Annotated in this window: 11 protein-coding genes and 1 pseudogene; 3 read left to right on the top strand and 9 right to left on the bottom strand. The window is 72.2% G+C overall.

Features of this window, described 5'->3' with window-relative positions; translation table 11 throughout:
* Positions 1-322: 322 nt before the first annotated feature.
* Positions 323-1,903, bottom strand: coding sequence for an MFS transporter (locus ACGF13_RS34500; protein ID WP_392882984.1), 1,581 nt, complete (start codon positions 1,901-1,903; stop codon positions 323-325).
* Positions 1,904-2,046: 143 nt separating this feature from the next.
* Between ACGF13_RS34500 and ACGF13_RS34495 the strand changes: the two are divergent.
* Positions 2,047-2,247, top strand: a pseudogene (locus ACGF13_RS34495) (ArsR/SmtB family transcription factor); the annotation flags it as partial.
* A gap of 94 nt (positions 2,248-2,341) precedes the next feature.
* Here the strand turns inward: ACGF13_RS34495 and ACGF13_RS34490 are convergent.
* From ACGF13_RS34490 to ACGF13_RS34455, 8 genes are all read right to left on the bottom strand, one after another.
* Complete coding sequence (locus ACGF13_RS34490) at positions 2,342-3,052, bottom strand: 4'-phosphopantetheinyl transferase (protein ID WP_392882981.1); 711 nt, start codon at positions 3,050-3,052, stop codon at positions 2,342-2,344.
* 28 nt (positions 3,053-3,080) lie between these two features.
* The gene (locus ACGF13_RS34485; protein ID WP_392882978.1) at positions 3,081-3,704 is read right to left on the bottom strand and encodes a BTAD domain-containing putative transcriptional regulator; all 624 of its coding nucleotides are present in this window, start codon (positions 3,702-3,704) and stop codon (positions 3,081-3,083) included.
* Between the two features lie 379 nt (positions 3,705-4,083).
* Entirely contained in the window at positions 4,084-5,286 is a 1,203-nt protein-coding gene (locus tag ACGF13_RS34480; RefSeq protein WP_392882975.1) for a cytochrome P450, read from the bottom strand.
* 36 nt (positions 5,287-5,322) lie between these two features.
* Positions 5,323-5,991, bottom strand: coding sequence for an HAD family hydrolase (locus ACGF13_RS34475; protein ID WP_392882972.1), 669 nt, complete (start codon positions 5,989-5,991; stop codon positions 5,323-5,325).
* A gap of 35 nt (positions 5,992-6,026) precedes the next feature.
* Positions 6,027-7,007 (bottom strand): AfsA-related hotdog domain-containing protein, encoded by a 981-nt coding sequence (locus ACGF13_RS34470; RefSeq protein WP_392882969.1) that lies wholly within the window; start codon positions 7,005-7,007, stop codon positions 6,027-6,029.
* Positions 7,008-7,051: 44 nt separating this feature from the next.
* Positions 7,052-8,218 carry a beta-ketoacyl synthase N-terminal-like domain-containing protein gene (locus tag ACGF13_RS34465; RefSeq protein WP_392882966.1) on the bottom strand — a complete coding sequence of 389 codons (1,167 nt, stop codon included), beginning with the start codon at positions 8,216-8,218 and terminating at the stop codon, positions 7,052-7,054.
* Complete coding sequence (locus ACGF13_RS34460; protein WP_392882964.1) at positions 8,215-9,438, bottom strand: beta-ketoacyl-[acyl-carrier-protein] synthase family protein; 1,224 nt, start codon at positions 9,436-9,438, stop codon at positions 8,215-8,217. The genes ACGF13_RS34465 and ACGF13_RS34460 overlap by 4 nt, the downstream gene beginning before the upstream one ends.
* Positions 9,431-9,703, bottom strand: coding sequence for an acyl carrier protein (locus ACGF13_RS34455; RefSeq protein ID WP_392882962.1), 273 nt, complete (start codon positions 9,701-9,703; stop codon positions 9,431-9,433). Before ACGF13_RS34455 ends, ACGF13_RS34460 begins: the two co-directional genes overlap by 8 nt.
* A gap of 271 nt (positions 9,704-9,974) precedes the next feature.
* Here ACGF13_RS34455 and ACGF13_RS34450 point away from each other — a divergent pair, with 271 nt between their 5' ends.
* Together ACGF13_RS34450 and ACGF13_RS34445 are read left to right on the top strand one after the other, a co-directional pair.
* Entirely contained in the window at positions 9,975-11,024 is a 1,050-nt protein-coding gene (locus ACGF13_RS34450) for a ketoacyl-ACP synthase III family protein (protein WP_392882960.1), read from the top strand.
* A gap of 81 nt (positions 11,025-11,105) precedes the next feature.
* The gene (locus tag ACGF13_RS34445) at positions 11,106-11,810 is read left to right on the top strand and encodes an SDR family oxidoreductase (RefSeq protein ID WP_392882958.1); all 705 of its coding nucleotides are present in this window, start codon (positions 11,106-11,108) and stop codon (positions 11,808-11,810) included.
* Positions 11,811-11,903 lie beyond the last annotated feature (93 nt).

Below are 11,903 nucleotides of genomic sequence, written 5' to 3'. Positions count from 1 at the left end.
TCTCCGAAGTGAAACGGTCACCGGTCAGCTGCATGCCGTCACCGGAATCACCGGCGAAACGAATGATCACCCGATCGAGTCTGCGGATCGGCTTGGGCCCGCTCGAAGCAGCGGCCGAGGCCTGCTGCACGGTGCCAGTCATGCTGTTCTCCAGACGTAGCGGATGGGGGTCGGACGGATCCGACGGGTGCCCCGGCCCGGTGGTCGGTCCTCGAAGCGGGTTCGACGACCGGCCCTGGGACCGGTCGGGAGGCGCCCCGGGGGTGTAGGCGCCTCCCGACCGGGTCGGGGGCCGCGGGCCGCTCCGGAAGCGGCCGCGGGGTCAGTTGGCCTTCGCCGGCTCGGCCTTGCGGCCGCTCAGCAGCAGCGCGATGAGCACGAGCAGCACCAGGCAGATGCCACCGAGCACCCACAGGACGGTGTGGAAGGCGCCGTCGTAGGCGTTGACCAGGAGGTCGGTGAAGCTGCCGCGCTGCGCCTCGGCCACGTCGCCGGCCGGGCCGGAGATGTTGCCGCTCGCGACGGTCCCGGCAACGGTGGTCGCGTCACCGGCGCCGGCGTAGCTGGCGATGCTGTCCTGGGTCTTGCCGCTGATGACGGTGGCGAGCAGCGAGCCGTAGATCGCCACGGCGATGGCCTCGCTGCCGAGGCGCATGGTGTTGAGGAAACCGGCGGCCATACCGGCGCGCTCCGGGGCGACGAGCTCCAGGGCCTTGCCGTCGACGAGGCCGGCGGCGAGGGCGTAGCCGGCGCCCACGATCAGCATCGGCAGGGCGACCAGGCCGAGGTTGACGTCGGGCTTGTAGAGCTCCAGGCCGGCGGCGCCGACCACCAGGAAGACCAGGCTCAGGTAGATGATGCCCATCGCGGAGACACCCTTGGCGACGAGCTTCGCGGCCACCAGCGGGAGGACCAGCATCGGGACGGTGAGCATCAGCATGATCGCACCGGCCGTGCCGCTGGAGTAGCCACCGGCGGCGGTGAGGTAGCTGGGCAGGTAGGTCAGCATGGTGACGAAGCCGAAGGAGCCGGCCACCGGCACCAGGCAGAGCGCCATGAAGCGGCGGTTGGTGACGATGCTCAGGTCGAGCATCGGGTGCGACTTGCGCTTCTCCACCGCGGCGAAGACCACGAGGGCGACGATCGTGCCGGCGAACAGGCCGAGCACGCCCGGGCTGGCCCAGCCCCACTGCGAACCCTGCGCGATGCCGGTGGTGAGCAGCAGCATGGCGAGGATGAACAGGGCGGAGCCGACGACGTCGATGCGCGCACCCTCGGTGCGGGTCTCCTGGACGGCGCGGCTCATGGTCGGGACGGCGAGCAGGACCAGGGCCAGCACGATCACGTGCACGGCGAACACCCAGCGCCAGCCGGCGTTCTCGATCAGCGCGCCGGAGAGCGACGGGCCGAAGGAGACGCCGATGCCGGCGACGGTGCCGAAGAGCGCGAACGCCCGGCCGCGGGCGGGGCCCTCGAAGACGGTGGAGAGCATCGCTGCACCGCAGGAGAAGATCGCGGCGCCGCCGATGCCGGCCAGGGCGCGGGCGGCGTCCAGCAGGATCACGTTGCCGGCGAACACGCTGACCAGCGAGGCGACCGCGTAGATCGTGGCGCCGAGGGCGAAGGCGCGGACGCGGCCGATGATGTCGGCGATGGAACCCCAGGCGAGGGTGAAGCAGGCGAACGCCACGTTGAAGGCGTTGACGACCCACTGGAGGGGCACCAGGTTGGCGTCCAGGTCGGAGCCGATGTACGGCAGCGCCACACCGGTGCCGGAGATGGACGTGGGGACGACGAAGACGGCCAGAAGGACGGCGACCAGGATCAGCGTCTGCCGCTGGCGCCCTGACGCCTGGGATCCGGCGTCTTCCCCGACGAGGGGGGATTCGGTCTGTGCAGCCATGGTTGGGGAAGCTCCCGTTCCGGAGGGCTCCGAACCTTAGGTTCGGTTCTTATAGAACCTAAGGCTTACACGGAGCGGAGGTATGATGCAAGTCAAACCTGGCCTACGAGTTGAGGCCACGAGCGACAGGGAGGCGGAGGAGAATGGTCGACGCGGAGGGTCACCCGAGCCGGGACGAGATGGAGCTTCCGACAATCCTGAACGCTCTGTCAGATCCCTTGCGGTACAAGGTCGTCCAGGAGTTCGTGGGGTTGCCGGACGGCACCGAGCGCACCTGTCTGTCCTTCGACCTCGGGGTCTCGAAGTCCACGCTCAGTCACCACTTCCGAATCCTGCGCGAGTCCGGGCTGGTCCTGCAGATCAACCGGGGCAACAGCAGGAAGGCGCACCTGCGACGGGAGGACCTGGAGTCGCGTTTCCCCGGACTGCTGGACCTGATCAGCCAAAACCCGCCACCCGGGCCAGGTCCGGAGCACGACGCCGCCGACGACTCGGACGCCGCAGCACCATCGCGGTCACGATCAGGCCGTCGCGGGCGAGCCATCGGCCCGCCAGCTGGGTCGAGCGGGAGTCCCGCCCGGCCGGCCCCGGAAGCCTGACCCGGGCCCGGAAGGTGCCGCCCCGGGGGTCGACCGTGATCAGCACGTCGTCGAAGCCCAACGGCCCGACCAGCGGGAAGCACGCCTTGTAGACGGACTCCTTGGCGCTGAACAGCAGCCGGTCCCAGCTGACTTCGGGCCGCCGCTCGAACAGGGTGCCGACCCAGGCCCGCTCCGCGGCGAGCGACAGCAGCGGCAGCGCGTCGCTGTTGCTCAGCCGCTGGTTCGGCTCCGCGTCGACGCCGATCGCCAGGATGTCCAGGGAGGGGGCGACGGCCGCGGCGTGGTAGCCGCGGGTGTGGGTCATGCTGCCGGTGAGCCCGCTCGGCCAGAGCGGCTCGCCCGAGCGGCCGCGCAGGATCGGGGCCGGCGGCAGCCCGAGCCGGACCATCGCCTGCCGGGCGCAGTCGCGGCTCGTGGTGAACCTGGCCCGCCGGGCGGTGGCCATCGGGGCGGCCCACCTCTCCTCCTCGGGGAAGAGGGCCGCCTCCTGCGCGGTGTCGAACGATTCGGCGCCGACGACCGGCCCCGGCAGCAGTTCCTCGATCACGGGATGTCACGTCCTTCCTGGCCGGGTCTCATGCGACGCCTCGGAGGATCTCGGTACGCAGCCGCTGGACGTCCCCGGAGGGCTCGACGCCCAGCTCGCGGTTGAGCAGGGTGCGCAGCGACTGGTAGGCCCCGAGCGCCTCGACCCGGCGGCCGGAGGCGTGCAGGGCGCGGATGAGCTGGGCGTGCCGCCACTCGTTGAACGGCTGGGCCGCGACCAGCAGCCGCAGCTCCTCGACGACGTCCCGGTGGCGCCCGCGGTCGAGGTCCGCCTCCAGCCGCTGCTCGATCGCCCGCTCGCGCAACCCGCCCAGTTCCGAGGCGAGTTGCTCGATCACGGCGCCGTGCCGCACGTCGGTGAGCACCGGGCCGCGCCACAGTGCCAGCGCCTGGCCGAAGGTCTCGGCGGCCGCGTCCACCCGGCCGGCGTCCAGCAGCTTGGACCCGTAGGCGCAGCGGAGCCGGAACTCCGTGGCGTCGACGTGCTCCTCGGATATCTCCAGCCGGTAGCCGTACGGCTGGCTGGCGATCTGCGGCTTGCATTCCTCCGCGACCGGGACGGCCGCGAACCACTTCCGCAGGTGGTAAATGTGGGTGCGGACGGTCATGACGGCGGTGGCGGGCTGATTCTCCCCCCACAGTTCATGCGCCATCACGTCGATGTTCACGTCCTCGTTCGCCCGCAGTGCGAGTAGGGCCAGTACTTTTCGCAGTTTGGGTCCCCGAAGTGCGAAGACCCGGTCGGTGAAACGGAATTCCAGTGTGCCCAGCACATCGACACGCATCACGTCCGACATGTATCCCCCGTGGTTCCCGCGCGATGGCGGGATCTCGTCCGGCCCCCCGGCCGACGCTTCAGAAAATATCGGTCCCGCACCGGGGGACTCAATGGATCTGCTCCTCAGGTGCCACCCCGGGTACGTCCAAAGGAACATGCCGGGTGACACACGCGACGCACCCGGGCCCCGCCTGCCAGCAGACGGGGCCCGGGTGCGTCCTCGCGGGAGGGCTTCCCCCGCGGGCACCGTGCGGCTACCAGCGCACCGGCAGCCCGATCGGACGGCGCAGCAGCGCGCCCTCGTCCCAGACCAGGTCGGCCGGGTCGCCGTCCAGCGTCATGGTCGGGAACTCGCGCACCACACGGCCGAGGATCTCGGCGATCTCCAGGCGGGCCAGCGCCGCGCCGAGGCAGTGGTGCATGCCGTAGCCGAACTGCAGGTGGCGCTTGCCCTTCCGGTCCGGGTCGATGACCAGCGGGTTCTCGAACACCTCGGGGTCGCGGTTGCCGAGGAAGGCGTCCGCGTAGACGAGGTCACCGGTGTGGATGGTTCCCTCGGAGGTCACCACCTCCCGGTGGGCGACCCGCGGGAAGGTGGACATCCGGCCCAGCGGGACCAGTCGGATGATCTCCTCGACCAGCTGCGGCATGACCTCGGGATCGGCGACGGCCCGCTGCCACAGGCTCGGCGCGCTGAGCAGCACGTGGGCGGCCTTGGCCAGGACCGAGAGCACGTTCTGGTCCACCGACACCACGGCGGTGAAGATGATGCCGACGAGCTCCTTGTCCTCCAGCGGCGGCTCGGTCTCGTCGCGGCCCTGGATGAACTTCTCGATCAGGCCGCCCGGGACGTAGGGGCGCTTGCCGGCGACCATGTCGGCGACGTAGTTGTACGCGGTGAAGAAGTCCTCCACCAGCTGCGGCACGTCGTCGTGCAGCGCCATCTGGATGGTGCGGGAGTGCGGGCGGAAGTACGCCACGTCCTCCACCGGGATGCCGAGGAAGTGGCAGGTCAGCTCGATCGGCACCCGGTCCAGGACGGCGGTGTACAGGTCGGGCCGCTCCTGGGCGCGCAGCTCGGCGAAGCTGCGGGTGATCGCCTCGTCCAGGTACGGGCGCAGCTTGGCGACCGCGTTGGCGCTGTAGTCCGCGGTGACGAACCGGCGCAGCCGGGAGTGGTCCTGGCCGTCCAGGTTGATCAGCATCTCGGGCGGCAGGGTGGTGGGGAAGAAGGTCGGGCCGCCCTCGACGTTGGTCTCGGTCCGGCCGTAGGTCGGGTCGGTCAGCGCCTTGTGCACGTCCGTGTAGCGGGTGAGGTGCACGGCCTTGTGGCCGCTGGGCAGCGCGATCTGCGGCAGGCCGCCGGCCGAGCGCTCGGGCACCGGCGTGTACAGCGGCGTCGGGTCCAGGCCCGGGATGTCCGTGACCGAGACGGACGCGTCGAGTGAGGTGGTCATGATGGTGGCTCCTCCGGGGTGTCCGGCCGGGCGGGCTCAGAGCAGGTCGGTCAGACCGGCGAGGCCGGTCGCGGCGTGCAGGTCGGCGAGGGTCTGCTCGTCGTTCTGGTAGAGCACCGTCTTCCAGCCCTGGGCGCGGGCGGCGGCGAGGTTCTCCTCGACGTCGTCGATGAGCAGGCACTCGGCGGGCGAGACGTCGGCGGTCTTGGCGGCGATCTCGAAGATCTCCGGGTCGGGCTTGCGGTGGCCGACCTCGGAGGAGTCGATCAGGACGTCGACCTCGCCGACCGGGGCGATGATCGCCTTCCAGTACGGGCCCCACTCGGTGACGTTGTTGGACAGGACGCCGACGCGCACGCCGTTGTCCTGGATGTACCGGTACGCCCGGACCATGACCGGGTTGGCCTTGATGCCGTCGAACCACTGCCGGCCGAAGGTCTCCAGCTCGGCCCGGGACAGGTCGATGCCGGGGTTCTGCTCGGCCAGCACCCGGGCCAGCCGGCGGCCCCACTCGGGCTCGCTGATCACGCCGACCTCGACGGGCGCCATGGTGGGCAGGCCCATCTCGTCGGCGACGCCCTTGATCGCGGCCTTGAGCTGGCGGGGGCTGATGCCGGTCTTGACCTCGTACGCCTCGTAGATGCGCTCCAGCGGCGGGGACAGGACGCCGCCGAAGTCGAACCAGACCATGGACAGGTGGGACATGGTGATGCCTTCCGAAAAGAGGTGGTGTGAACGGGTCAGGCGAGCGTGACGGCGACGGATGCCACGGCCTGCTCGCCCTGCACCGCCCGCAACAGGTAGGAGGTGGCGCCGCGGTCCGGATCCGGCGCGGCGGTGAGCCGAACGGTCTGGTCCAGTTCGGCGAAGCGGTCGAACGAGCCGTCCAGTCGCAGCACCCGGCCGGCGCCCTCCGCGCCGTCGGCCAGGAGCAGCGCGCACTGGCGGGCGGCCTCGCTGAAGACCATCGCCGGGACGTGGTCGTACGGGTGGTCGTACATGCTGCGGTTGCGGAAGGTGCGCGGGCTGAGCACCGCGGCCAGAGTGCCGTCCTCGCGGCGGACGTCGTCGAGGACGGCGTTCACCGGGTCGAGGCGGCGCACCGCGGCCGGGTCGACCGGCTCGCCGATCGGGTCGGCGGGCAGGCCGAAGGCGGTCGGCACCTCGCTGCCGCGCTGCATGTAGCGCAGGTTGTGGTACTGGTCGGTCGCGGTCGAGCGGACGTCCATGGTGAGGTGCCCGAGCGGCTTGCCGTCCAGGCTGAGGTCCATCGCGAACTCCAGCCGGCGCAGCCGTCCGCCGCGCTCGTGCCGGCCGGTGACGTCGCCGTCGATGGCCAGCTCGCCCGGGCGGGTTCCGCACGCCAGCGCGTCCCCGTCGGTGATCTCCAGGGTCCAGGCGGTCACCATGAAGGTGGTGGCGGCCGGGACGCCCTGGTGGAGGTGGGCCGCGGCGGTGACGGACTGCCGGCACGCCTCCAGCACGAGCAGCACGTCGTGGTGGTCGAGACGGCCCGGGTGGTCCCTGAAGTATCCGTGGGACAGCGGCAGTTGGGCGGCGGCCTGAAACCGCCGCTCGTCCACCGCACGCGATCCGGTCAGGAACACCTCGGAGAGCGACCAGCGGTGCACCAGGCTGCGGGGGACGGTCTGCTCGTACGCCAGCGGGGCCGGGGCCTCCTCGGTCCGGTCCGAGGGGTCGAGCAGAGACGTGCTTTCCATGAGAGTTCTCCAGATCGGTGCGGTGGACATGCGCGGACGGGAGTTCAGCGCGGGTCGGGCCTGGCGATCACCGCGGCGCCGACGGACCCGTCGGGGCCGACCGCGGTGAGCACGGCCGCCCGCTCCCCCGGTGCGGCCTGCCCCGCCTGCCAGCGGCCCAGGACGGCCGCCAGCTGCAGGGCGACGGAGGCCCCGTACGTCTCGCCGAGCGCGGTGTCGGTGCGGACGATCCGCTCCGCCGGGACGGCGCCGAGGGCCTCGCGCAGGGCGCGCCGCTCGACCGCGGACCAGCCGCGCCGGGCCGCCGCGCCCGGGGCCACGGCCACCGGCTCGTCGGCCGGCAGTCCGCTGCGCCGCAGCGCGCGGCGCACCACGGCGGCGAGCCGGGCGGCCACGCCGAGCGGGCCGTCGACGACCGGGTCGGCGTGGCCGCTCTCGCAGGCCAGCAGCTGCCCGAGGACGCTGCGGCCCTCGCCCCGCGCCCCCTCGCGCTCCAGCACGAAGACGCCGCAGCCCTCGCCGAGGGCCGACTCCGGGCGCAGCGCGCCGCTCTGCCGCCAGGACCAGGCGGCGGCGGCGGACAGCTCCTCCACGCCGCCCGCGAGCAGCCGGTCCGCGTGGCCGTTGACCAGCGCGGTCCGGGCGTAGCGCAGGGCGTGCAGGGCGGCCAGCGGGCCGCCGGAGACGGTCGCGTTGATCCCGGTGAACCCGAGCCGGATCGCGGTCTTGCCGGCCGCCGAGTTCATCAGCGTGCCGGGGAAGGCCGACGGGTTGACCAGGTACGGACGCTCCTGCACGAAGGTGTCGCGGAAGAACACCTCCTGGGCGCCGGAGCTGCCCACGGTGGTGCCGAGCACGATGCCGGTACGGGCCGTCGACCCGGCGACGGTCCCGTCCGTGGCGAGCACGCAGGCCGCCATGACCAGCTGGTCGGTGCGGGACAGCCGGGACAGCCCCTTGCGGCCGAGGACGGCCTGCGGGTCGAAGTCCGCCACCGGCCGCACGGCCAGCTCCGGCCAGTCCTCGCCGGGCGCGCCGGCCGGCGGCTCCGGCCGGGCCAGCGCGGCCGCGATCGGGGCCGTCCCGTGGCCGGCGGCGCTGAACACGGCGTGGCCGAGGATGTCGATCGGCAGGACGGACGGCTCGGTGTGTTCCCGCTCGTCGGCCGGGCGGGCGGACGGCGCCGCGTCGAGCAGAGTGGTTCCGGTCATGCCTCGACCTTCCCTAGCAGGAGGACCGCGTTGTTGCCGCCGAAGGCGAAGCCGTGGTTCTGCACGACGCGGGGGGCGGCGGCCCGGGCGGTGCCGGGAACGACGTCCACCTCGCCGAGTTCGGGGTCCACCGTGCGCAGCGTCGCGCTCGGCGGCAGGAACCCCTCGTGCAGGGCGGCGCAGGACACCAGCGCGCCGAAGGCCGCGGCCGCGCCCATGGTGTGCCCGAGCATCGACTTGACGGAGCTGATCGGGGGCAGGGTCTCCCCGAACACCTCGCGCACGGCGCTCACCTCGGTGACGTCGTTGGCCCGGGTTCCGGTGCCGTGCGCGCAGATGTAGTCGACGTCCCCCGGCTCGACCCCGGCGTTGGCGTGCGCGATCCGCACGCACTCGGCGATGGTCGCGGCGTTGGGGTTGGTCATGTGCTTGGCGTCGCAGGTCATGCCGTAGCCGAGCACCTCGGCGTAGATCCGCGCGCCGCGGCGCAGCGCCTCGTCGAGGGGCTCCAGGACGAGCGCCGCGCCGCCCTCGGCGGTGACGATGCCGTCGCGGTGCTCGTCGAAGGGGCGCGGCACGGTCTCGGCGAGGGCGCCGAGCGCGTGGAAGCCCGCGTGGGTGGCCCGGTTGGAGGCGTCCGCGCCGCCGCAGACGGCGAAGTCGGCCTCGCCGGAGCGGATCAGGTCGTAGGCGTAGCCGATGGCGTAGTTGCCGGCGGCGCACGCCGTGCCGAAGGTGAGCGACTCGCCGGTGAGGCCCAGCTCGGCGGAGACCGCGCCGGCGATGTTGCCCGGCTCGGTGCGGGCGATCTGCTCCGGCCGCAGGGCGGCGGGCCCGTCGGCGACCCAGCGGGCCACCGCGTGCTCGACCGCCTGGGACTCGCCGTTGGTGGTGCCGAAGCAGCTGACGCCCCCGTCCGGGAGCCCGGCCGCGGTGTCCAGGCCGGCGTCCTCGACGGCCATCCTCCCTGCGGCGGCGGCGAGTTGGCCACTGCGCCCCCAGCGCTCGGGGGTGGTGCGGTGCAGGTGCTCCGACGGGTCGAAGCCGCGGACCTCACCGGCCAGGGTGTGCTCGAAGCCGGTCGGGTCGAACTGCTCGATCGGACCGATGCCGCTGCGGCCGTGCCGGATGCCCTCGATCAGTTCCCCGACCCCGAGCCCGAGGCCGCTGACGGCCCCGAGCCCGGTGACGACGACCCGCCGGGACGTCCTGCTACGCACCTACGGCCTCGGCCACGTAGTGCTTGGCGACGAGCTCGTAGGCCTCGGGCAGGGTGTCCAGCTCGGACAGGTCGTCCTTGGGGATCTTGATGTGCAGGTCGCGCTCGAAGCGCGAGATGATCTCGATCACCAGGAGCGAGTCGGCCTCGAGGTCGTCGACGAAGCTCTGCTCGTCGGTGAGGTCGGCAATGTCCGCTTCGAGCACCTCGGCGACGATTTCGCGGATCTTCTCCCGAATTTCGCCCGGAAGCTGGCTGTTGCCCATATTCCTCTTCCCCTCAATTGGTCACGTCCGACCCTCCGGAGATCTTTCCCGGCAGGTCGGCGAGTTCCCCGCAATTCGAATGCAGCGACCGGGGGGGCGGCAACCCGTCGATAGTTGCAGGCGGCCATGTGTCTAAGGTGGCATGACCCAAATCGACACATTCGGGCCGTTCGACCGGACGTCGGTGCCGTTTTTTTAACCCGTTTCTATCTGCCCGCCGCAGACTCGGCCGGGAAGTACCCGCAGAGCGAATTCCGGAAGGAGGTCGGGGATGAGGCTGGCGGAACCGGTGAGCATCACGGCCGCGGCACTGTGGCTCCCCGAGGAACGCGACCGCGTCGAGTGCGCGGTCCAGGAGGGCCGGCTGACGCCCCGGCACGCCCGGGACCTCGGTCACGAGGACGTCCCCGCCGCCGTCGAGGAGACGGCACCCGACATGGCGGTCGCCGCCGCCCGCAAGGCCATGGACGCGGTCGGCATCGCGCCCAAGGAACTCGACCTGACCTTCCACGCGAGCATGTACTACCAGGGGCACGACCTGTGGTCGCCCGCCCACTACATCGCGCACCGGATCGGCGCCGACCGGGCCCTGCCCATCGGCATCCAGCAGGTGTGCAACGGTGGAAGCACCGCCATCCAGCTCGCCTCGACCTACCTGACCTCGGCCGGCGCCGGGGACACCCCCCGACGCGCCCTGGTCACCACCGCCGACCGCTTCACCGCGCCCGGCTTCGACCGCTGGGCCAGCGACTACGGCGTGGCCTACGGTGACGGCGGCACCGCGGTCGTGCTGAGCGGCCCCGGCGCGGAGACCGACGACGGGCTGCTGCTGCGCTCGACGGCGAGCACCGCCGCCGCCGAGCTGGAGGCGATGCACCGGGGCGTCGACCCCTTCGCCCCCGTCTCGCGCGGCGTGCGCGACCGGGTCGACATGCGGATCACCAAGCGCGCCTACCTGCGCGAACACGGCAACGAGCGGTTCGTCGAGGTCAACCGGCGCAGTATCCGCATGATCATCACCGACGCCCTGGACGGCGCCGGCATGCACCCGGGCGACCCCCGGCTGCGCTACGCGGTCCTGCCCCGCTTCGGCCGCAAGACCCTCCAGGACTCCTGGCTCACCATCCTCGCCGAGGAGACCTCCGCCGAGCCGCTGGACTTCGGCCGCGCCACCGGCCACCTGGGCGCGGGCGACGCGGTGGCCGGCCTCGCGGACCTGCTGGAGGCGGACGTGCTCGCCCCCGGCGAGGCCGCCCTGGTGTTCAGCGCGGGCGCCGGTTTCACCTGGTCCTGCCTGCTGGTCCAGGCCCCGGAGCGCTGACCGCGCCAGTGCGCCGCACGCCCGCCGCCGGTTCGGCGGGCCGCACCGAACGACCACCTCACGAAAGGCGACCCACGAACCATGTCTCGATCAGTCTTCATCACCGGGGCCAACCGCGGCATCGGTCTGGCGGTGGCCCGTGCGATGGCGGCGGACGGCGACCGGGTCGCGGTCGGCCACCGGGGCGGTGACGTCCCGGAGGGCTTCCTCGGGGTGCGCTGCGAGGTCACCGACCAGGCCTCGGTGGAGGAGGCGCTGGAGACCGTCGCCCGCGAGCAGGGCCCGGTCGAGGTGCTGGTCGCCAACGCCGGCATCACCCGGGACACCCTGCTGCTGCGGATGGACGACAAGGCCTTCGACGAGGTGCTGGACGTCAACCTGCGGGGCGTGTTCCGCACGGTGCGCGCCGCGGCCTCGACCATGCTCGCCGAGCGGCGCGGCCGGATCGTGCTGCTCTCCTCCGCGCTCGGCTTCCTCGGCTCCCCCGGCCAGACCAACTACGCGGCCACCAAGACCGCGTTGCTGGGCTTCGCCCGGTCGCTGGCCTGGGAGTTGGGCTCGCGGGGCATCACCGTCAACCTGGTCGCCCCGGGCATCATCGAGACCGACATGACCAAGTCGCTGTCCGACCGCCGGATGCGCGACACCATGAAGATGACCCCGCTCGGCCGCCCCGGCACCGACCGCGAGGTGGCCGCCGCCGTGCGCTTCCTCGCCAGCGAGGAGGCCAGCTACATCACCGGCGCGGTCCTCCCGGTCGGCGGCGGCATCGGCATGGGCATCTGACGCCACGGCGTCGGCCCGCCCTCTCGGACTCCCGGTCCGGGCACCGACCGGGTCAGGCACCCGCCTGCCCCGGTGTCGATGCCCCCGCTCCGC

The organism is Kitasatospora sp. NPDC048286, assembly GCF_043201735.1.
In the GTDB taxonomy this organism is placed as follows: Bacteria; Actinomycetota; Actinomycetes; order Streptomycetales; family Streptomycetaceae; genus Kitasatospora.
The sequence above is the reverse complement of the archived record's forward strand: the minus strand, read 5'-3'. Positions and strand labels throughout refer to the sequence as shown.

Coding starts and splice junctions, on each gene's coding strand:
- ACGF13_RS34445 (WP_392882958.1), top strand. CDS start 11,106: ATGTCTCGATCAGTCTTCATCACCGGGGCCAACCGCGGCATCGGTCTG.
- ACGF13_RS34480 (WP_392882975.1), bottom strand. CDS start 5,286: ATGACCACCTCACTCGACGCGTCCGTCTCGGTCACGGACATCCCGGGC.
- ACGF13_RS34450 (WP_392882960.1), top strand. CDS start 9,975: ATGAGGCTGGCGGAACCGGTGAGCATCACGGCCGCGGCACTGTGGCTC.
- ACGF13_RS34455 (WP_392882962.1), bottom strand. CDS start 9,703: ATGGGCAACAGCCAGCTTCCGGGCGAAATTCGGGAGAAGATCCGCGAA.
- ACGF13_RS34470 (WP_392882969.1), bottom strand. CDS start 7,007: ATGGAAAGCACGTCTCTGCTCGACCCCTCGGACCGGACCGAGGAGGCC.
- ACGF13_RS34465 (WP_392882966.1), bottom strand. CDS start 8,218: ATGACCGGAACCACTCTGCTCGACGCGGCGCCGTCCGCCCGCCCGGCC.
- ACGF13_RS34500 (WP_392882984.1), bottom strand. CDS start 1,903: ATGGCTGCACAGACCGAATCCCCCCTCGTCGGGGAAGACGCCGGATCC.
- ACGF13_RS34485 (WP_392882978.1), bottom strand. CDS start 3,704: ATGGCGCATGAACTGTGGGGGGAGAATCAGCCCGCCACCGCCGTCATG.
- ACGF13_RS34475 (WP_392882972.1), bottom strand. CDS start 5,991: ATGTCCCACCTGTCCATGGTCTGGTTCGACTTCGGCGGCGTCCTGTCC.